We start from the raw sequence: 21228 nt of genomic DNA, 5'->3' as shown, positions 1-21228 counted from the left end.
CAAGGCAGCTCCCACAGGTATTTCAGGTGTTCACAAAATCTGCATTCACTGAAGATCCTTGTGGGAGCTGGCTTGCCAGCGATGGGGCCAGACCCGGCAACCCATGACTTGAAACCTGAACCAAAATCCCCGAATACCACTATCGGCCGTTTTTGCCTCACTGCCACATGACGGACGCATTACAACTCTAGGATGGGCCCCATCTGCTTGATGAGGTCTGTCCATGAATCCTGCCATCGCAACTGCCCTGACCAACCCCGGTGCGCCGATGAAAGTGCGCGGCGTGCAGAAGCGCTTCGGCGCCTTCACCGCACTGGATAACGTCTCCCTCGATGTCGCCGCCGGTGAGCTGGTGTGCCTGCTCGGCCCGTCAGGCTGCGGCAAGACCACGCTGCTGCGCTGCATCGCCGGGCTGGAGAAGCAGGACAGCGGCGAGTTGTACCTCGGTGATCGCGATGTCTCGCACCTCGCGCCGCAAGCCCGGGACTACGGCATCCTGTTCCAGTCCTACGCGCTGTTCCCCAACCTGACCGTCGAAGCGAACATTGCCTACGGCCTCGCCGGCAGTGGTCGTGACGAAGTACGCCGTCGCGTCGGGCAGATGCTGGAACTGGTCGGTCTCAGCGGCAGTGAGAAAAAGTACCCGGGCCAGTTATCCGGCGGCCAGCAACAACGTGTCGCCCTGGCTCGTGCCCTGGCCCCGGCGCCGTCGCTGTTATTACTTGATGAGCCGATGTCGGCGCTGGACGCCCGCGTCCGCGAGCATCTGTGCACCGAACTGCGCCAATTGCAGCGCAACCTCGGCATCACCACCCTGATGGTCACCCACAATCAGGACGAAGCCATGCTGATGGCCGACCGCATCGCCGTGATGCACAACGGTCGGGTCGAGCAGTACGCCACTCCGCAGGACATCTACAACCGCCCGGCCACGCCGTTCGTGGCCGAGTTTGTCGGGCAGGGCAACTGGCTGCCGTTCCAGCGCAGCAGCGCCAGTCACGCCCGGGTTGGCGGGATGGATGTGCGTCTGGCGGATGGCAGCGTGAGCGGCGCTTCGGGCCGGTTGTTCTGCCGCCCGGAAGCGATCAGCGTCAATCCGCTGGTGCACGAAGAAAACCTGTTCCCGGCCAAGGTTCGCGAGATCACGTTCCTCGGCAATCGCTGCCGCATGAGCTTCGAACTCGACCAATTGCCGGGCCATTCGCTGCTCGCCGAACTGGCGCCGGAAGCCATGCCACGCCTTGGCGCCCAACAGATCATGGTCGCCTTGCCACCGCGCAGCCTGCAGGTGTTTGCCTGATGAGCGCGAACATCGCACTGCCGCTACCGCACCAGCAGGCGCGGCGGGTGTCCGGGGCCGAGGTCGGTGACCGGGTCTTCGTCCTCGGCGGCAAACTCCTGCTGCTGTTGCTGCTCGGTGTCGCGGTGTTGCTGCCATTGCTGGCGATCTTCTGGCGCGGTTTCAGCAGCGAGGCCGGACAGGGCGGCGGCTGGCTCGCCGCCAAGGAACTGGTGAGCAGCGAGAATTTCCACTGGCTGCTCGGCAACAGCCTGAAGGTTTCCCTCAGCGTCGCGGCCATCGTCGTCCCGCTGGCCTACCTGTTTGCCTACGCTCTGCAGCGCACGCTGATGCCGGCCAAGGGCCTCTGGCGCGGGATTTCCTTGCTGCCATTGATGGCGCCGTCGATGCTGCCGGGGATCGCGCTGGTTTATCTGTTCGGCAACCAAGGCATGCTGCGCGGGCTGCTTTCGGACAACATCTACGGGTTCTGGGGGATTGTGTTGGGCGAGGTGATCTACACCTTTCCCCATGCGTTGATGATTCTGCTGTCGGCGTTGTCGCTGGCCGATGCGCGGCTGTTCGATGCCGCATCGAGCATGGGTGCCAGTCCGGCGAAAGCCTTTCGCAGCATCACTTGGCCGGCGACCCGGCAAGCGGTATTCGCCGCGTTCTGTCTGGTGTTCACCCTGACCATCACCGATTTCGGCGTGCCGGTGGTGGTCGGTGGCGACTATCAAGTGCTGGCACTGGAGGCCTACAAAGCCGTGGTCGGCCAGCAGCAATTCGGCCGCGGCGCGTTGATCGGCATGGTGCTGTTGCTGCCGGCGCTGTTCAGCTTCGGCGTCGATGCCTGGCTGCGTCGGCGTCACGGCGATTCCATGAGTGGCCGTGCGCAAGTATTCAAACCAGCGCCGTCGAAAATGCGTGATGCCTGCTATCTGGCGATTGTTGTGTTGATCAGCGCGGCGTTGCTGCTGGTGTTCGGCATGGCGGTGTTTTCGTCGCTGGTGAAGTTCTGGCCGTACAACCTGTCGCTGTCGCTCAATCACTACCAGTTCAACGAAACCGCCGGTGGCGGCTGGCTGGCCTATGGCAACAGCCTGAAGATGGCGCTGGGCACCGCTTTGATCGGCAGCGTGCTGATCTTCACCGGCGCTTACCTGATGGAGAAAACCCGCAGCCAGCGCGGCCTCAATTTGGCGCTGCGCATGCTCAGTTTCATCCCGATGGCCGTGCCGGGGCTGGTACTCGGTCTGGGTTATGTCTTCTTCTTCAACCTCAGCGGCAACCCGCTGCACGTGCTGTACGGCACGATGACCCTGCTGATTGTCTGCACCATTGCTCACTATTTGACCACCGCACAAATGACCGCGACCACCGCACTGCGCCAGCTCGACGCGGAATTCGAAGCCGCTGCGCTGTCGCTCAAGGCGCCGCTGTACCGCCACTACCTGCGCGTCACCGTGCCGATCTGTTTGCCGGCGCTGCTGGACATCGTGCGCTACCTGTTTGTCTCGGCGATGACCACGGTGTCGGCGGCGATCTTCCTCTACAGCCCCGACACCATCCTCGCGGCGGTGGCGGTGCTGAACATGGATGACGCCGGCAATGTCGGCGGCGCGGCGGCGATGTCGACCCTGATTCTGTTCACCTCGGCAGGCGTGTCCTTGCTGCTGGCGTGGGCTTCGCGCGGCTTGCTGCGCCGTTCCCAGGCCTGGCGGCAAACCGCGCCCGGTCACTGATTTTCCCAACCTCAACTCAAGACAGGAAAACGATCATGTTCAAGCCTATGGCCCTGGCCGCTGCTGTGCTCGCTACTTTCAGCCTGAATGCCTTCGCGGCAAAAACCGAGTTGACGGTGTACACCGCCCTCGAAGCCGAGCAACTGACCGCCTACAAGGCTGCGTTCGAAAAGGCCAACCCGGACGTCGAAATCAAGTGGGTGCGTGATTCCACCGGGATCATCACCGCCAAACTGCTGGCCGAGAAGGCCCGTCCGCAGGCCGACGCGGTGTGGGGCCTGGCCGCGTCGAGCCTGGCGATCCTTGACCAGCAAGGCATGCTGCAAAGCTATGCGCCGAAGGATCTGGGCAAGATCGGCGCGAACTACCGCGACGCCGCCAACCCGCCCGCCTGGGTCGGCATGGACGTGTGGGCCGCGACCATCTGCTTCAACACCGTCGAAGCCGAAAAGCAGGGCCTGAGCAAACCGGTGAGCTGGCAAGACCTGACCAAGCCTGAGTACAAGGGCAAGATCGTCATGCCGAACCCGGCGTCGTCCGGCACCGGTTTCCTCGACGTCAGCGCCTGGCTGCAAACCTTTGGCGAGAAGCAGGGCTGGGCCTACATGGATGGTCTGCACCAGAACATCGGCCAGTACGTTCACTCCGGTTCCAAGCCTTGCAAACTGGCCGCTGCCGGCGAATTTCCGATCGGCATTTCCTTCGAATACCCGGCCGTACAGCTGAAACGCCAAGGCGCGCCGCTGGACATCATCCTGCCGAAGGAAGGCCTGGGCTGGGAGATCGAAGCCACTGCGGTGATCAAAGGCACGCCGCATGAAGACGCGGCGAAAAAACTCGCGGACTTCTCCGCCAGCGCCGAGGCGATGGACCTGTACAAGGAAAACTTCGCCGTCCTCGCCCAGCCGGGCATCGCCAAGCCACAGACCGAACTGCCGGCCGACTACGAGCAGCGCCTGATCAAGAACGACTTCGCCTGGGCTTCGAAGAATCGCGACGAGATCCTGACCGAATGGCGCAAGCGCTATGACGGCAAGTCCGAGAAAGTCGCTGCCAAGTAAGATTTTTATCGACTGACAGGGCCTCATCGCTGGCAAGCCAGCTCCCACAGGGTTTTGCGCTGAACACGAATTTTGTGAACACCTCGATACCTGTGGGAGCTGGCTTGCCAGCGATGACGGTCTCTCATTCAGAGCACCTCTAAATGACCCAACACCAAGACCTGCTTATCGTCGGCGCCGGCATCCTCGGCTTGTCCCACGCCTACGCCGCCGCCAAACGCGGCCTCAAGGTCAGCGTTTTCGAACGCACCGCCACGCCCCTCGGCGCTTCGGTGCGCAACTTCGGTCAGGCGCTGGTCACTGGCCAGCCGCCGGGTCAGATGCTCGAACTGGCCAAGGCCAGCCGCGAGATCTGGGGCGACTGGGCGCAACTCGCCGGTCTGCAGCTCAAGCGCAACGGCTCGTACCTGTTCGCCCGCAGCGAAGCCGAAGAGCACTTGCTCGAAGCTTTCTGCAACGGTCGCGCCGTGGAGCACGGTTACAACGTGGCCTTGCTGCGTGGCGCTGCCCTGCGTGATTTGTACCACGGTCAGTTCAGTCACCACCGGGCGGCGCTGCACGGCATGGACGATCAACAGCTGTACTCGCGGGAAGCGATTCCGGCGTTGATCGACTACCTGCGCCGCGACCTCGGCGTCGAGTTTCACTTCTCGACGCTGGTGCGCGACGTGGAACCCGGACACCTGTACAGCACCGCCGGCAGCTTCACGGCGAAGCAGGTCATTGTCTGCTCCGGTCATGACTATCAGACCCTGCTGGCCGAGCCGATCGCTGCGCTCGATCCGCAGATCTGTCGCCTGCAAATGCTCCGTGCCAAACCACAGGTCGAGCTGAACCTGCAACACGCCTTGCTCACCGGACTGAGCAGCGTGCACTACGGCGCTTTCGCTGACCTGCCGCAAGCGGCGGCGGTGCAGGCGCAGATCCTGCGCGAACAACCGCACCTGCACGACAACGGCATTCATCTGCTGATCAGCCCGACGCCGTATGGCGAGCTGATCATCGGCGACTCCCACCATTACGGCAGTGATCCGTCGCCGTTCAACGCCGAGCAGGTCGACAACTGGATGCTCGATCTGGCCGAACAGACGCTGGGCTGCAAGGTGCAAGTGCTCGAGCGCTGGCAGGGCGTCTACGGTGCGCGTGGGCCGGGGCCGTTTTCGTTGCTGCGCCCGGCACCGGGGCTGAGTGTGGCGCTGATGCACACCGGCGTCGGCATGAGCATCGGCCCGGCATTGGCCGAGCGCAACGTCGCGCAGTGGCTGGAGGAAATCTGATGGATCATCCACAAATCGTCGCTCGGGTATTCGGGTTGTACGAGCGCTTCGGCACCAGCGATTACATCGGCGAGCCAGTGTCGCAGATCGAGCACATGTCCCAGGCCGCGCAGTTGGCGATGGCTGAAGGGTTTGATGATGAAGTGGTGCTGGCGGCGTTCTTCCATGACATCGGCCATTTGTGTGCCGAGGGCGCCGAGAACATGGGCGGGTATGGCGTGGTCAGCCATGAGCGGCTGGGTGCGGATTATTTGCGTGAGGCGGGTTTCAGTGAGCGTATGGCGCGGCTGGTGGAATATCACGTTGAGGCCAAGCGTTACCTGACCTTGCGCGAGCCTGGGTATTTCGAGCGCTTGAGTGAAGCGAGTCGCCGGACCCTGGAGTATCAGGGCGGGGTGATGAGCGAGGAGGAGGCGGATGCGTTTGAGCGTGATCCGTTGTGTGCCGTGAGTTTGCGCATGCGCCAGTGGGATGAGCAGGCCAAGGAGATGGATGTACCGGTGATTGACCTTCAGGTGTTGAAGGGGAAAGCGGTGCGTCTTTTGTCTTCTTAGGTCTTGGAACCGAGTGGCTGCCATCGCTGGCAAGCCAGCTCCCACAGGTATCTTGGTTGATCACAAAATGGGTTTTCACCGAGAACCCTGTGGGAGCTGGCTTGCCAGCGAAGAGGCCGGATCAGGCGCTACAAATCCGCAGCTAATAGATCTATCTGCTCCTGCCGCTCCGCCTGATTCAACTTCGCATGGGGATTGAGCGACGACCACTGCGGATGCGCCCGCGCCTTGTTCAGCGCCTCCGGTAGCTTGCCCTCGCGCCAGGTCTTGTCCTGCGGGGTGGCGACCTGAACCGCGTCCATCGCCGCATGTCCGCGTTGATCCAGCGCTGACAGCAACTGCCGCTGACGCAACGCCAGTAGCCGCAGCACCCCGTCATCCACGGTCAACTCGCGCTGGCCCTTGATCTTGCCGAGCAGACGGCTGCCATAACTGCGCGCCGTTTGCAGCGCGCCGCCGGCAAGCGCACCGGCCAGCGCCGCAGCGCCAAGGGTGATCCCGCCCACCAGCAAATCCACGCCAGCCCCGGCCGCAGCGCCTGCCGCCATCCCGCCGCCAACCCGTACGCCGAGTTGCTTCAGGGTTTCCGGGTTGAACAGGTCATCGCCCCAACGCCCATCCAGCAGCGGCAGATCACTGGCCGACGCGTCCTGCGGGCGAAAGGCGTAGAGCTTGAGCAGCGCCTCAACGCATTTCTGTTCGCGCTGACGTACGGCTTTGCGCAGTTCGCTGATGGCTTGCTGTTCCTGCTCGGCGTCGCTGACCACGCTGCGCCGGCACGCCGCACAATCGATCAGCAATTCGGCGATCAGGCGTGCCGCACTTTGCTGGCGCGCCAGGCGCTGGGCCTGTTGATCGGCGATCAGCTGTTCCAGTTGCGGCCGGGCGTTTTCCAGCAGCAGCGCGAGGCTTTCGTACAGGCGCCGCTCGCCATCTTCCGGCGGCGCAACGCTGTCGAACCGCACCAGCGCATGCAGGCCGAGCCGCGCCAACGCTTCGCGCCAGTCCGGTTCGCGATGGCTGGCGCTGCTGACGAAATTCAGCACCGGCAGCAGCGGTTTGCCGCAGCTGGCCAGCACTTCCAGTTCGTCGCGATACTTGGCCAGCACCGGCTCGCGGGCGTCGATCACATACAGTCCGGCATCGGAGGCGAGCAGTTGCCGCAGCACTTTCGCCTCCTGTTCGAAACGCTGGCGCGCCTCACTGCCGTCGAGAAACCGCGCCAGTCGAGCCGGGCCGTCGAGGCGTTCGCCGGGGCGCTCCAGACGCTCGAGGAAATCCAGCAGGGCAATGGCATCTTCCAGCCCCGGCGTGTCGTAGAGGTCAAGCAAGGGCTCGCCGTCCACCGACAACCGCGCGCCCTCGACATGGCGGGTTGTACTCGGGCGGTGCGAGACTTCGCCGAAACCGACGTCACGGGTCAAGGTGCGCAGCAGCGAGGTCTTGCCGACGTTGGTGTGGCCGACCACCGCGAGTTTCAGCGGGGCTTTGCGGGCATCAGTCATGACCGTTCTCCAGCCAGTTCATCGGTGCGCAATCGGCGAACGGCAATTCCAGCTGTTGCAGCGCGACATGCCAGTCGCCGAGGCGGGCGCTGTCCAGCGCTTCACCGGGCGGTGCTTGCAGCAGCCAGACGCGGGTGGCGCTGGCGTTGCGCGCCAGTTCGGCGATCAGCGCGAGGCTGCCGCGATCCGGCGAGCGCCGTGGATCGCAGGCGATCAGCAGGCGTGCCGGAGGGAAACGGCTGAGTTGCTCCAGGAGTTTGTTGCGCGATTCGCGGCTGTCGAGAATGCCGGCGTTGCTCACGGTTTTCGGCAGCGCTGGTGGCCAGGAGCGTTGATCGTCGAGTTCGATGGCGACCAGCAGGGCACCCTCGCTGGCGTGTTCGCTGACGCTGCTTTCGACCCGATGCAACTGCTCAGGCGCCGCGTCGTTGATGCCGAGGCGTTCGCTGGTCGGCATCAGCCGTTCGCGCAACTGGGCGTAGCCGGGCAAGTTGAGGTCCAGCGCCAGCGCGGCTTTGCCGCGATTCCAGCGCCAGAAACATAACAGCGTCAGCAGCAGACGCGGCAGCACGCCGTAGACCACCAGCACACCGACCAGCCAGGTCGCCCAGGCCTGTCGCGCGCTTTCGATACCCAGCGCCGCGTCGCCACTGGCACGGATCATTTCCACGCTGGGTACGTTGAAACCGAGCAGCGCCGGCAGCGCGCCAAGGGCTTGGGTCAGGTTGATGAACGTATCCGCGCTGAGGATCGTGGTTTCCCAAACGAAGCCATAGCGCCGGGTTGCCATCAGCGCCAGCAGCAGCACCAGTGCGCTGAGCATCGCCAGCAACCACAGGCCATTGACCAATGTGCCGAGGGCCCAGCGATTGAGTTTTCTGCGCTGTAACATCAGCAGCAGGGCCGGTGCGAGTTGCGCGGCTTTGGCGTCGCGGGCGAATTTTTCGCTGAGCCACAACCAGAGGCGCCCGAGAGTGGCGCCGTGTTCACCGGCAAAGATCAGCCCCAGCGCCCAGCTCAGCAGCAGAATCAGGTTCAGCCCGAGCAGGCTGCCCAAGGCCCAGAACACATTCACCGGTGACTGGCTCAGTGCGGCGAAAGCCAGACCGGCACCGCTCAGCAGCGCGAAAATGACCAGCAGCACCAGCGCCAGACGCGCGCCCTGCAGCCAGTGCTTGAGTGCCGTGCTCAGCCCGTCGCGCTCGGCCAGCCACGCCGCCCGGCGCTGAATACGGCTCGACAGATCGCCGCCGGCCGCGCGGGCCAGACGATTGGCTTCCAGATCCTCCAGGGGACCTGCGTGCTCTTCACGCAGGCGGATGGTTTCAGTCAGCCAGAGGTTTTGCAGGGGAGTCAGTTCAGTCACGCGCCATTCCGTTGCTCAATTGAGCCGTGAGCATAACCGCTGTGGCGCTTATCGGGTCAAGCGAGGCTCTGGTATCCTCGCCGGTATGACTAAATCACTCCCCCTCAGCCTGATCGCAGCCCTCGGTGAAAACCGCGTGATCGGCGTCGACAACAGCATGCCCTGGCACCTGCCGGGGGACTTCAAATACTTCAAGGCCACGACCCTCGGCAAGCCGATCATCATGGGTCGCAAGACCTGGGATTCCCTCGGTCGTCCGCTGCCGGGGCGCTTGAACATCGTGGTCAGCCGCCAGCCAGACTTGGTGTTGGAAGGCGCGGAGGTGTATCCGTCGCTGGAAGCCGCGGTGGTGCGTGCCGAGGAATGGGCGAAAGCCCAGGGCGTCGATGAGCTGATGCTGATTGGTGGCGCGCAGTTGTATGCGCAAGGGCTGGCGCAGGCCGATCGTCTGTATCTGACCCGTGTGGCGCTGAGCCCGGAAGGGGACGCGTGGTTTCCTCAGTTCGATCTGAACCAGTGGAAGCTGGTGTCGAATGTGCCGAATCCGGCTGAGGGCGACAAGCCTGCGTACAACTTCGAAGTCTGGGAAAAAGCCTAAAAGATCGCAGCCTGCGGCAGCTCCTACAAGGTTTACGCATGTCCCCTGTAGTAGCTGGCGAAGCCTGCGATCTTTTGATCGTGCTTTACATCAAGCCTGAGCAAGCTCCGCATGCTCATCCGCATCCAGCAGCGCTTTATCGGTCTGCTGCATCACCTGGCTGGTAATCGCACCCGCGGTGATCGAACCACTCACGTTCAACGCCGTACGACCCATGTCGATCAGCGGCTCCACCGAAATCAGCAGCGCCACCAGTGACACCGGCAAGCCCATCGCCGGCAGCACGATCAGTGCGGCGAATGTCGCGCCGCCACCGACCCCGGCCACACCGGCCGAGCTCAGGGTCACAATTGCCACCAGCGTCGCGATCCACAGCGGATCCAGCGGATTGATGCCGACTGTTGGGGCCACCATCACCGCGAGCATCGCCGGGTACAGGCCGGCGCAACCGTTCTGGCCGATGGTCGCGCCGAACGAGGCGGCAAAACTTGCTACCGACTGTGGAATGCCCAGACGACGGGTCTGCGCTTCGATGCTCAGCGGAATGCTCGCGGCGCTGGAACGGCTGGTGAACGCGAACGTCAGCACCGGCCAGATCTTGCGGAAGAAACGCAGCGGGTTGATCCCGGCCGCTGACACCAGCAGGCCATGCACCACGAACATCAGGCCCAGACCGAGGTACGAAACCACGACGAAACTGCCGAGCTTGATGATGTCCTGCAGGTTGGAACCGGCGACCACTTTGGTCATCAGCGCCAGCACGCCGTACGGGGTCAGCTTCATCACCAGACGCACCAGACGCATCACCCAGGCTTGCAGGGTGTCGATGGCGTTGATCACTTTCTGACCTTTTTCGACGTCATCCTTGAGCAGTTGCAGCGCCGCGACACCGAGGAAAGCCGCGAAGATCACCACGCTGATGATCGAGGTCGGCTTGGCCCGGGCCAGGTCGGCGAACGGGTTCTGCGGAATGAACGACAGCAGCAGTTGCGGCACATTCAGGTCGGCGACCTTGCCGGCGTAGTCGGTCTGGATGGTTTGCAGACGGGCCATTTCCTGAGTACCGGCGACCAGGCCTTCGGCGGTGAGGCCGAACAGGTTGGTCAGGCCGATACCGATCAGCGCCGCAATCGCGGTGGTGAACAGCAGCGTGCCGATGGTCAGGAAGCTGATCTTGCCCAGCGACGAGGCGTTGTGCAGACGGGCCACCGCGCTGAGGATCGAGGCGAACACCAGCGGGATCACGATCATTTGCAGCAACTGCACGTAACCGTTGCCGACCAGATCGAACCAGCCGATCGAGGCTTTCAGCACCGGGTTGCCGGCACCGTAAACGGTGTGCAGGGCCACGCCGAACGCCACGCCCAGCACCAGTGCAAGCAGGACTTTTTTCGCCAGGCTCCACGTCGTGTGGCGGGTTTGCGCCAGACCGAAGAGCAGGGCGAGGAACACCAGCAGATTGAGGATCAGCGGCAGATTCATGAAGACTCCGATAAGACTTGTGCCAGTCGCCTTCTGGGGCAACTGCGAACCGGCAAGCCTAACAGTTTGATTTCCAATGAATTAATACCGAAATAGCAGGTCGTCCGTCGTTTTTGGAATAAGCGCTTGTCGCTCTTGGCAATGCAACTGGCGTTGAAGAGACGTAAGCGGTCGCTGACAGACGAGGACTGTCACACTTATTTGTTAGCGTCGATGTCTTTCAGTCAGGGAGAAAACGCCGATGAAGTTCGCACCGAAAATGCTCGCTGTGGTGCTTGGATTGGGTCTAGCCGCTCACGCATTCGCCACCGATCTGAAGCACTGGCCGGCGGATCAGGCCAAGGCACTGGACGCGATGATCGCGGCCAATGCCAACAAAGGTAACTACGCGGTGTTCGACATGGACAACACCAGTTACCGCTATGACCTCGAAGAGTCGTTGCTGCCGTTCATGGAAAACAAGGGCCTGATCACCCGCGACAAACTCGATCCCTCCCTGAAGCTGATGCCGTTCAAGGACACCGCCGACCATAAGGAAAGCCTGTTCAGTTACTACTATCGCCTGTGCGAAGTCGACGACATGGTCTGCTACCCGTGGGTGGCGCAGGTATTCTCCGGCTTCACCCTCAAGGAACTCAAGGGCTACGTCGATGAGCTGATGGCGTCGGGCAAACCGGTGCCGACCACTTATTACGACGGCGACGTGGTGAAGAACCTCGATGTGCAGCCGCCGAAAGTCTTCACCGGCCAGGCCGAGCTGTACAACAAGCTGATGGAGAATGGCATTGAGGTCTACGTGATGACCGCTGCCTCGGAAGAACTGGTACGCATGGTCGCGGCCGATCCGAAGTACGGCTACAACGTCAAACCGCAAAACGTGATCGGCGTGACCACGCTGCTGAAGAACCGCGAAACCGGCGAACTGACCACAGCGCGCAAACAGATCACCGCCGGCAAGTATGACGAGAAGGCCAACCTCGGCCTCGAACTGACGCCGTACCTGTGGACCCCGGCGACCTGGATGGCCGGCAAGCATGCGGCGATCCTGACCTACATCGATGAGTGGAAAAAACCGGTACTGGTGGGCGGCGACACCCCGAGCAGCGATGGCTACATGCTGTTCCACGATGTGGATGTGGCCAAGGGCGGCATTCACTTGTGGGTCAACCGCAAGGATAAATACATGACTCAATTGAACGGCATGATGGCCAAGCACGCAGCGGCGCAGGCCAAGGAAGGGTTGCCGGTGACGGCGGACAAGAACTGGGTGATCGTCAAGCCTGAAGAGATTCAGTAAGACCGGGTCGCTCCCATCGCTGGCAAGCCAGCTCCCACAGTGTGCAAGGTGAAACACAAATGGAGAGAACGCCATAAATCCCTGTGGGAGCTGGCTTGCCAGCGATGGGGACCTCGTGTTCATCCATTGATTCGATCAGGCGAAAAAATGCCCCGCACGTTGGCGGGGCATTTTCGTTACTGCGATTCGACGCTTACAGCCCGTCGAGCATCGCCTTGTTACGCACCGCACCCTTGTCGGCGCTGGTCGCCAGCAGGGCGTAGGCCTTCAGAGCGGTGGTCACTTTGCGTGGACGCTGTTCGACCGGCTTCCAGCCTTTCTTGTCCTGCTCGACCCGGCGTGCAGCCAGTTCTTCATCGCTGACCAACAGGTTGATCGAGCGATTCGGAATGTCGATCAGCACTTTGTCGCCGTCCTGCACCAGACCGATCGCGCCGCCGGCCGCGGCCTCTGGCGAAGCGTGGCCGATCGACAAGCCGGAAGTACCGCCGGAAAAGCGCCCGTCGGTGAGCAACGCACAGGCTTTGCCCAGGCCTTTGGACTTCAGGTATGACGTCGGGTAGAGCATTTCCTGCATGCCCGGGCCGCCTTTCGGACCTTCGTAGCGAATGATGACGATGTCGCCTTCCTTCACTTCGTCGGCAAGGATGCCGCGCACCGCGCTGTCCTGGCTTTCGAAGATTTTCGCGTTGCCTTCGAAGACGTGGATCGACTCGTCAACGCCGGCGGTCTTCACCACGCAGCCGTCCAGCGCGATATTGCCGTACAGCACGGCCAGGCCACCTTCTTTCGAATAGGCGTGTTCGAAGCTGCGGATGCAGCCGTTTTCACGGTCGTCATCCAGGGTTTCCCAACGGGTCGACTGGCTGAACGCGGTCTGGGTCGGGATGCCCGCCGGACCGGCCTTGAAGAAGTGGTGCACGGCTTCGTCGGTGGTCTGGGTGATGTCCCACTTGGCGATGGCTTCTTCCATGCTGCGGCTATGTACGGTCGGCAGGTCGGTGTGCAGCAGGCCGCCACGGGCCAGCGAACCGAGAATGCTGAAGATGCCGCCAGCGCGGTGCACGTCTTCCATGTGGTACTTCTGGATGTTCGGCGCCACTTTGCACAGTTGCGGCACGCTGCGCGAGAGACGGTCGATGTCGCGCAGATTGAAATCGATCTCGGCTTCCTGGGCGGCCGCCAGCAGGTGCAGGATGGTGTTGGTCGAACCGCCCATGGCGATGTCGAGCATCATCGCGTTCTCGAACGCCTTGAAGTTGGCGATGTTGCGCGGCAGCACGGATTCGTCGTTTTCGCCGTAGTAACGCTTGCACAGCTCGACGATGGTGCGGCCGGCCTGCAGGAACAGCTGCTCGCGATCACTGTGGGTGGCCAGGGTCGAACCGTTGCCCGGCAACGCCAGGCCAAGGGCTTCGGTCAGGCAGTTCATCGAGTTGGCGGTGAACATGCCGGAGCACGAACCGCAGGTCGGGCAGGCGCTGCGCTCGTACTCGGCAACCTTCTCGTCAGAAGCGCTGGAGTCGGCGGCGATCACCATGGCGTCGACGAGGTCGAGGCCGTGGGAAGCGAGTTTGGTCTTGCCGGCTTCCATCGGACCGCCGGACACGAAGATCACCGGAATGTTCAGGCGCAAGGCGGCCATCAGCATGCCCGGGGTGATCTTGTCGCAGTTGGAGATGCAGACGATGGCGTCGGCGCAGTGGGCGTTGACCATGTACTCGACGGAGTCGGCGATGATCTCGCGGCTCGGCAGCGAATACAGCATGCCGTCGTGACCCATGGCGATGCCATCATCCACGGCGATGGTATTGAATTCTTTCGCGACGCCACCGGCGCGTTCGATCTCACGAGCGACCAGTTGACCGAGGTCTTTGAGGTGCACGTGGCCAGGAACGAACTGGGTAAAGGAGTTGGCAATGGCGATGATCGGCTTCTTGAAGTCGTCATCTTTCATCCCGGTGGCGCGCCACAGTGCGCGGGCGCCGGCCATGTTGCGGCCGTGGGTGGATGTTTTCGAGCGGTAATCTGGCATGGAGCACTCCGGGCGGCTAATCAGGTATCAAAAGGGAGTGAGCTTCTATTGACGTCTGGAACACTCAGAAATGGCCGTGTGTCCTGGATGTTGCCGATGACTTTGCGGGATCGCCGCTTGCCTCAGCCTGAGCTCATAAACCCGCCGGGGGATGAATGGCGATGAATCAGTCGATTCTACACCGCTGGCGTCTGGAGGGAATGGCGCAAAGCGTTGTTCCAGTGCCGACGGTGCGTGTGGCAGGACGACCGGCAGGTTCAATCGCCGCCCGTGCTGGTGATGGGATTGGTGTCGAGCGCTCTGGCGTGGCGGCTGATCCGCCTGTTCAACGCCAGTGCGATGCAACTGAGCAGGACAAAACTGTAGCCGAGGGTCGCTTGCAGATTGCTCGGGCTGAGGCTGATCAGTGCGCTGATCAACCCACCACAAATAAAAATGATTGTGCTGCCGGCCGAGGCTGACGTACCGGCGTTCTCCGGGAACAGGTCCATGGCTCGTGAGGTGGCGGCCGGGCGTGAGATGGTGGTGCCGGCGGTGCAGATCAGCATCGGGATCAATACCGTAGCGGGCGAGAGTGCAGAGTGCTGCGACAGGAATAGCATCACCAGCCCTGCCAGCAGGATCAAGCTCAACCCGGCCACGATCTGTTGCGCAGAACTGATACGTCGGCTCAATAGCGCGGCGGCAATTCCGCCTGTTACATAGGCCGCGCCGTAGATCAGCAGGATCAGCGAGAAGTCGTAGGCTGACAGCTGCAATTGATCCATGAAGATCAACGGCGAAATGACGATGAACGAGAAGTGGCAGGCGAATGCGAAAGCCGAAATCAGCCAGTAGCCGACGAACTCGAAATCCCCGAGCACCCGTCGATAGGCTCTGAGGAAGTTGAGCGGTGTAGCGTTGACGTCTGGCCGAGCACCGTCGAGAAACAGCCAGGCCTTGAGCAACACCGCAGCCGCCAGGGCGATGAACACCCAGAAGCTGCCGCGCCAGCCCAGGGCCGCTTGCAGGAAGCTGCCAGCCAGCGGTGACAGGGAGATGAAGATCCCGGTGGCGGTCACCATCAGGATCCGCAGGCGATCGCGCTCCCTGCCATCGAACAGGTCCTGTACCAGCGCCTGCGACAGGACAAAACAGCCGCAACCGATGGCCTGCACGATGCGAAAAGCCATGAACAGTATGTAGTCACTGGTCATCACGCAACCGATGGCGCCGAGGATCGAAACCGCCATGCCGGCAAGTAACAATCCCTTGCGCCCGATGACGTCGGACAACGGTCCGATCACCAGCTGGGCGAAGGCAATGCCCACGGCAAACAGGCTGATCGACAGCGCGATGTCGGCCGGAGTGCGGGCGAAGTGTTCGGCCAGCGCCGGGAACGACGGCAGCAGAACATCCAGCGGAAACACCCCCAGCAGCACCATGGCCAACAGCAGACTGACCGCCCCGCGGCGTTGTCGGGTTGTTACTGCCTTTCGTTCTTCACGCATCGATCAGTCCTGCCTTGGCGAAAAGTTTACGGTTGTTGGGTAGTGCGAAAAATCCGGCCCTTTCGAGTGCGGCAAGCGTGGCCACGGCTCCGGATCTGGCACGCTGGCGGCTGGCGTGCTCGTTGGTCAGGCTGTCGAGGATTTCCTTGATCGCAGCTTCGCCGATACCGGCGCGGCGCAGACTTTGGTGCAGCCATTGCTCGTCCACTTCGAAGAAGGTCGCCAGGGTCTCCAGCAAGGTTCTGGCAACAAAGGCGCGCTGGCGGCTGTTCAGGGTCAACCAGAGATAGTGGAAGACTTCGGAAAAAAACCGGCTGTGGCGCGCTTCGTCAGCGAGGTGATCGCGCAACATGTCATTCACGCTGCTGACCAGTGTTTCCCGACACACATCCAGCAGCTCCCGGGCAATGATGGTTTCCGAGACGAAACCCAGCAGAAACCATGCCAGCGGGCGTTTACTCTCCGGCGTTCGGGCAATCTGACCGGTCAGGCGGGTGATGCGCAGCGGCATCTGCGGACGACCGGTAAAACCATGCAGTTCGGCGATCTGTTCGGCCAGATGATGGGAGAACAGCGCGTGATAACCCTCGTCGGTATACAGCTGCAGCGCGGCGGTTTTCATCCGTGGAGGAATGTACGCGGGCAACTCGCCGTGGACGATGGTTTCCACGGCGCGGTTGACGATGCGGTGTTCAAGCAGCGTGGTGTAGTCCAGGAAGTGCACCAGGTGGCTGGCTGCCAGCCGATGCATGATCTTGCTGCCTGCGGCTTCGATGGCCGGGTGGGACAGATACGGCAGGAAGGCCGGCGGGAACCAGAAGCGGGTCTGCAGTTGCAATTGCAGGTCCTCCGGCAAACGGTAGTCGTGCCGGCTGGTGCGTACCGAAGCGTGGTTGTTCCAGTCGCCGAGGGTGAATCGAAGCGCCCAGGACGTTGGTGCTTCGGGAAGATCCGTGGATGGCACGTTCATGTCCGTGTCTCCAGCAACAGGTCGCGCATTTCCTGACACATCGCCTGACCGTCGCTGGCACCGCAGCCGACAAAGAACAACGGTTGTTCAGCGCTGCCTTCGAGCTTGAGCAGGGCTTCGACCTGCCGATCAGCGAATGCCCCGGTCAGCCACGTTCCCAGGCCCAGCGCCGTGGCCACCAGTTGAAAGGTCTGCGACAGATGACCCGCCTCGACGAACGCCATGCGATAGGCGCGCGAGTGTTCATACTTCCACCAGAGCTTGTCGAAACGAGCGGTGATGAACAGGCCCAGAGGCAGGTTATTGATGAAATGCTGGCCCGCCAGCAAATGACCGAGGGCAGGTTCGGGCAATGGGTTGACCCGGCTGAGCGCGTGTTCTGCCGGGTGATAGGCGTAGAGGCCCGGCTCAAGACCCTCGATATTGCGTGCCAGAAGAAAGCCTTCACAGGCGTTCAGTCCACCCCCGGAGGGACTGCTGCGACGGGCGCCGAGGCCTTCGGCGATGCTTTCGTCGCGGTCATGGTCGCGATGGTGAAGAAAACCCAGTGTGAGATACATGAGTGTGCCGACGTCGCCGAGCGTGATCGCTTCACCAGTAAAGGAGCGGCAGGTTTTTCTCAAGCGCAGGACATTACCCAGGCTGGCGACGGTCAGGGCCGCAGAGGCGGGGAGGGCGATTCGAGGTGCGTCTTCAAGTATCGGGCGATCTTGAGCGGGTGCCGGTGTGGTCAGCACTGCGCTGCAATGGTTCAGGTATTGCCTGGACCACTCATGAATATTCCGGGGTGTCTGTTCGCAGGGAATGTTCTGGGTACCAATATGATAAATCTTCGACAGCTCGTCCCAGCCCCATGGCGGACTGTCTATTTTTGCAACGGTTAATATGCCTGCGTTTAGAAGTTGTGAGTCTATTATGTTGCGTCTGTCGAACTGTTCCGGATTGTTGATTAGTTGTGCAAGTCGACAAGAGTAACTCAGGTCCAGTTCATGTTGAGTGTGGTTTTTGTAGTTCCAGACTATTTGTCCGGGTGTGCGCGGCAATATGAATAAATAAGGATTGATGTACATGTTGTATTCATCACTCTGGATATAGTCGAAAGAACGCTGGGGTGCCGGCACTCCCCAGCGTTCCGGTTTACTTAGCGGGTTTTAGGCGCAACCAGAAAAGCCAGGTTTGCGATTTTGTTGGTTTCCAGAGTAATTGCTTTCATAAGTATGAACTCCTTGTTCATTGAGAGTGAATGTCACCGTCGTGGTGACAACTTAATAATAGGTTGTAATGAATTATTGGCAAGCGATACTTGGGTAGGAAATTTCTATTAATTTTGTCGGAGTGGATGTGCTGCAAGGTCAAGTTTGTAAGTTTTAGTTCTTGAAATTCAACGCGCAGGGAAATGTCCTGCGTACATGTAGGAAGTTAGTTGTAGGAAAAGGAAAGAAATTCGACGATATTGCATCGCCGTAAAGCCAACGGGAAGCCCGCAGGCTCCCCGTTTCATGGGCAATCAGCTGTTCGGCAGCAGACGGCAGGTAATGCTCTTGATGTAGCGAGTCTCGGCGATAGCCGGGTGTACCGGATGATCCGGACCTTGACCGCCGCGTTCAAGCAACTGGATGTTGCGGTCCAGGTGGCGGGCGCTGGTCAGCAGGATGTTCTGCAGATCGTCCTCCGGCAGGTGCATCGAGCATGAAGCGCTGACCAGAATGCCGTCCTTGGTCAGCAGGCGCATGGCTTGCTCGTTCAGGCGACGGTAGGCGCCTTCGCCGTTCTTCATGTCTTTCTTGCGCTTGATGAACGCAGGCGGGTCGGCAACGATCACATCGAAACGTTCTTCGCTGGCCTTGAGTTCCTTCAGCGCTTCGAACACATCACCTTCGATGCAGGTCATCTTGTCGGCGAAGCCGTTCAGCGCGGCGTTACGCTCGACGCCGTCGAGGGCAAAGCCCGATGCGTCGACGCAGAACACTTCGCTGGCGCCGAACGCGGCAGCCTGCACGCCCCAGCCACCGATGTAGCTATAGAGGTCGAGAACGCGTTTGCCTTTGGCGTAAGGGGCCAGACGGGCGCGGTTCATGCGGTGGTCGTAGAACCAGCCGGTTTTCTGGCCGCCAATGACCGGCGCTTCGAATTTCACGCCGTTCTCTTCCAGGGCCACCCACTCCGGCACCAGGCCGAACACGGTTTCGACGTATCGGTTGAGGCCTTCGGCATCACGGGCGGCGGAATCGTTCTTGAACAGGATGCCGCTCGGCTTGAGCACTTGGGTCAGTGCAGCGATCACGGCATCTTTATGCGCTTCCATGGTCGCCGAGGCGATCTGCACGACGAGGATGTCGCCGAAACGGTCGACTACCAGACCTGGCAGCAGGTCGGAGTCGCCATAGACCAGGCGGTAGAACGGCTTGTCGAACAGACGCTCGCGCAGTGACAGGGCCACGTTCAGGCGGTGCACCAGCAGCGACTTGTCCAGCGGCAACTTGATGTCGCGCGACAGCAGACGCGCGCAGATCAGGTTGTTCGGGCTCATGGCAACGATGCCCAGCGGCTTGCCGCTGGCAGCTTCGAGGATCGCCTGATCGCCGGCCTTGAAGCCGTGCAGTGGCGTGGCGGCCACATCGATTTCGTTGCTGTAGACCCACAAGTGGCCGTTGCGCAGGCGACGGTCGGCGTTGGCTTTGAGGCGCAGGCTAGGCAGGGACATAACGTCGCTCCGGAAAAAAGAGCGGGAGTATAGCGTGTTGCTCGGCCTGATTGGCTGGTGAGTGGATATGTGGCAAGGGCAATCAGTAAAGAAGGAGTTTACTGTGGCGAGGGGATTTATCCCCGATCGGCTGCGTAGCAGCCGCAAACCCCGAACGCAGTTGTCTGACTGACCGCGTGAATCGATTTGGGACAGCTGCGCTGTCCATCGGGGATAAATCCCCTCGCCACATAAATCCCCTCACCACATGAATTCACTAGCCCACAGATCAGGCTGACAGCGCGTCGATCAGCTCCTTGTTGAACGCCGGAATATCATCCGGCTGACGGCTGCTGATCAGATGACCGTCCTTGACCACTTCTTTATCGACCCAGTTGGCCCCGGCATTCACCAGGTCATCCTTGAGGGTCTTGTAACTGGTCATGGTTTTGCCGTTGACCAGCCCGGCGGAAATCAGCAACCAGCCGCCATGGCAGATCACCGCAATCGGTTTGCCGGCGGAGGCCCCGGTTTTCACCAGATGCTGGGCATCCTGGTCGATGCGGATGGTGTCGGAGTTCTGCACGCCGCCCGGCAGGACGATCGCGTCGTACTGCTCGCTGCTGGCGCCTTGAAAGGTCTGGTCGACCTTGAAGTCATCCGCCGGTTTGTCGTGGTTCCAGCCTTTGACCTTGCCGGCCTCGGCGGAGAGGATGTCGACCTGGGCGCCGGCCTGCTCGAGAGCCTGCTTGGGGCCGGTCAACTCGACCTGTTCGAAACCGTCTGTTACCAAAATGGCGACGCGTTTGCCGGTGAGGGAGGTAGTCATCAATAAGCTCCTGAGTCTGCGGGAAATTACCGCCGAGCCGGTGCTTGTTTGTCCGGTCGGCCTTACACAGTCCGAAGGCTGAGCGTGAATGAAAGTTCCTGACAATTGCCCACTGGTGTGTCGTCGTGCGGTTTTTAGAGGTTAGAATCGCCGCCTGTCCCAGAGTGTGTACTTATGTCCCAAGAGCTGACCACCGAACAGATTCAACAATCCCTGCAAGGCATCAGTGTGCCGGCGCAGCCGCAGATCATGGTGGATCTGCAAATGGAGCAGTACATGCCCGACCCGGACCTGGAGGTGATCGCCAAGCTGATCTCCCAGGATCCCGGCCTGTCCGGTTCGCTGCTGAAAATCGTCAACTCGCCGTATTACGGCCTGAGCAACAAGATCACTTCGATCAAGCGCGCGGTGAACCTGCTGGGCAGCCGTTCGATCGTCAATCTGATCAACGCCATGTCGATCAAGGGCGAGATGAATGACGACACCATCGTCACCCTCAACCGTTTCTGGGATACCGCCCAGGATGTGGCCATGACCTGCCTGACCCTTGCCAAGCGCGTCGGCACCGAGGCCAGCGACGAGGCTTACGCCTTGGGGCTTTTCCACGACTGCGGCGTGCCGCTGATGCTTCAGCGTTTCCCGGATTACATGACGACACTCGAAAAGGCCTACGCCAACGCGAGTGCCGAGCGCCGGGTCGTGGACACCGAGAATGATGTCTACAACACCAATCACTCGGTGGTCGGTTATTACACCGCCAAGTCCTGGCGCCTGCCGGAACACGTCAGTGCAGCCATCGCCAACCACCACAATGCCCTGGCGATTTTCAGCGACGAAACCTCGCGCAACAGTCAGATGAAAAACCTGCTGGCGATCCTGAAGATGGCCGAGCACATCTGCGCGTCGTACCGGGTGCTGGGCAACCAGACCGAAGACTTCGAATGGCAGGCCGTCGGGCCGCTGGTGCTGGAGTACATCGGCCTCTCGGATTACGACTTCGAAACGTTGAAGCAGACGATCCGCGAACTTGGCGCACACTGATTTAGCAAACTGATTC

General features: G+C 61.2%; 17 protein-coding genes. 8 read left to right on the top strand and 9 right to left on the bottom strand.

Translation table 11 applies throughout. The features are described from left to right. Nucleotides 1–223: 223 nt before the first annotated feature. The 5 genes from L6D63_RS16540 to L6D63_RS16520 all read left to right on the top strand — a co-directional run bounded on the left by L6D63_RS16540 (nt 224) and on the right by L6D63_RS16520 (nt 5916). Nucleotides 224–1300, top strand: coding sequence for a putative 2-aminoethylphosphonate ABC transporter ATP-binding protein (locus tag L6D63_RS16540; protein ID WP_131670637.1), 1077 nt, complete (start codon nt 224–226; stop codon nt 1298–1300). After that, complete coding sequence (locus tag L6D63_RS16535) at nt 1300–3024, top strand: putative 2-aminoethylphosphonate ABC transporter permease subunit (RefSeq protein WP_131670636.1); 1725 nt, start codon at nt 1300–1302, stop codon at nt 3022–3024. Before L6D63_RS16540 ends, L6D63_RS16535 begins: the two co-directional genes overlap by 1 nt. A 35-nt stretch (nt 3025–3059) precedes the next feature. After that, nucleotides 3060–4085: a putative 2-aminoethylphosphonate ABC transporter substrate-binding protein gene (locus L6D63_RS16530; protein ID WP_041063660.1), complete on the top strand. Its 1026-nt coding sequence runs from the start codon at nt 3060–3062 to the stop codon at nt 4083–4085. A 143-nt stretch (nt 4086–4228) separates the two neighbouring features. Continuing rightward, nucleotides 4229–5362: a TIGR03364 family FAD-dependent oxidoreductase gene (locus L6D63_RS16525; protein ID WP_131670635.1), complete on the top strand. Its 1134-nt coding sequence runs from the start codon at nt 4229–4231 to the stop codon at nt 5360–5362. Then, a complete protein-coding gene (locus L6D63_RS16520) occupies nt 5362–5916 on the top strand; it encodes a phosphonate degradation HD-domain oxygenase (RefSeq protein WP_047297172.1) in 555 nt (184 codons plus the stop codon). Before L6D63_RS16525 ends, L6D63_RS16520 begins: the two co-directional genes overlap by 1 nt. Before the next feature lie 128 nt (nt 5917–6044). Here the strand turns inward: L6D63_RS16520 and L6D63_RS16515 are convergent, their stop codons facing one another. Together L6D63_RS16515 and L6D63_RS16510 are read right to left on the bottom strand one after the other, a co-directional pair. Continuing rightward, entirely contained in the window at nt 6045–7421 is a 1377-nt protein-coding gene (locus L6D63_RS16515; RefSeq protein WP_131670634.1) for a GTPase/DUF3482 domain-containing protein, read from the bottom strand. Beyond that, a complete protein-coding gene (locus L6D63_RS16510; protein ID WP_047297170.1) occupies nt 7414–8787 on the bottom strand; it encodes a DUF2868 domain-containing protein in 1374 nt (457 codons plus the stop codon). The genes L6D63_RS16515 and L6D63_RS16510 overlap by 8 nt, the downstream gene beginning before the upstream one ends. An 85-nt stretch (nt 8788–8872) precedes the next feature. Between L6D63_RS16510 and L6D63_RS16505 the strand changes: the two genes are divergently transcribed. Then, a complete protein-coding gene (locus tag L6D63_RS16505) occupies nt 8873–9385 on the top strand; it encodes a dihydrofolate reductase (protein ID WP_047297169.1) in 513 nt (170 codons plus the stop codon). Between the two features lie 90 nt (nt 9386–9475). Here L6D63_RS16505 and L6D63_RS16500 read toward each other — a convergent pair whose 3' ends face one another. Then, nucleotides 9476–10867: an L-cystine transporter gene (locus L6D63_RS16500; protein WP_041063642.1), complete on the bottom strand. Its 1392-nt coding sequence runs from the start codon at nt 10865–10867 to the stop codon at nt 9476–9478. Nucleotides 10868–11108: 241 nt separating this feature from the next. Here L6D63_RS16500 and L6D63_RS16495 point away from each other — a divergent pair, with 241 nt between their 5' ends. Next, nucleotides 11109–12164 carry an HAD family hydrolase gene (locus L6D63_RS16495; RefSeq protein ID WP_047297167.1) on the top strand — a complete coding sequence of 352 codons (1056 nt, stop codon included), beginning with the start codon at nt 11109–11111 and terminating at the stop codon, nt 12162–12164. 193 nt (nt 12165–12357) lie between these two features. Here the strand turns inward: L6D63_RS16495 and ilvD are convergent, their stop codons facing one another. From ilvD to L6D63_RS16465, 6 genes are all read right to left on the bottom strand, one after another. Then, nucleotides 12358–14199: a dihydroxy-acid dehydratase gene (ilvD, locus tag L6D63_RS16490; RefSeq protein ID WP_047297165.1), complete on the bottom strand. Its 1842-nt coding sequence runs from the start codon at nt 14197–14199 to the stop codon at nt 12358–12360. Between the two features lie 257 nt (nt 14200–14456). Then, complete coding sequence (locus L6D63_RS16485; protein ID WP_131670633.1) at nt 14457–15689, bottom strand: MFS transporter; 1233 nt, start codon at nt 15687–15689, stop codon at nt 14457–14459. Continuing rightward, nucleotides 15682–16659, bottom strand: a complete 978-nt coding sequence (locus L6D63_RS16480; protein WP_131670632.1) for a diiron oxygenase — start codon at nt 16657–16659, stop codon at nt 15682–15684. Before L6D63_RS16480 ends, L6D63_RS16485 begins: the two co-directional genes overlap by 8 nt. Then, nucleotides 16656–17729 carry a SagB family peptide dehydrogenase gene (locus L6D63_RS16475; protein ID WP_131670803.1) on the bottom strand — a complete coding sequence of 358 codons (1074 nt, stop codon included), beginning with the start codon at nt 17727–17729 and terminating at the stop codon, nt 16656–16658. Before L6D63_RS16475 ends, L6D63_RS16480 begins: the two co-directional genes overlap by 4 nt. Nucleotides 17730–18166: 437 nt before the next feature. Beyond that, the gene (locus tag L6D63_RS16470; RefSeq protein WP_131670631.1) at nt 18167–19363 is read right to left on the bottom strand and encodes a class I SAM-dependent rRNA methyltransferase; all 1197 of its coding nucleotides are present in this window, start codon (nt 19361–19363) and stop codon (nt 18167–18169) included. 268 nt (nt 19364–19631) lie between these two features. Continuing rightward, nucleotides 19632–20171, bottom strand: a complete 540-nt coding sequence (locus L6D63_RS16465; RefSeq protein ID WP_131670630.1) for a type 1 glutamine amidotransferase domain-containing protein — start codon at nt 20169–20171, stop codon at nt 19632–19634. A gap of 228 nt (nt 20172–20399) precedes the next feature. Between L6D63_RS16465 and L6D63_RS16460 the strand changes: the two genes are divergently transcribed. Then, complete coding sequence (locus L6D63_RS16460; RefSeq protein ID WP_179295008.1) at nt 20400–21212, top strand: HDOD domain-containing protein; 813 nt, start codon at nt 20400–20402, stop codon at nt 21210–21212. Nucleotides 21213–21228: the final 16 nt, after the last annotated feature.

Origin of the sequence: Pseudomonas parakoreensis (assembly GCF_021602155.1) — a bacterium.
Taxonomy (GTDB): domain Bacteria; phylum Pseudomonadota; class Gammaproteobacteria; order Pseudomonadales; family Pseudomonadaceae; genus Aquipseudomonas; species Aquipseudomonas parakoreensis.
This window is presented reverse-complemented; position numbering and strand designations above follow the sequence as displayed.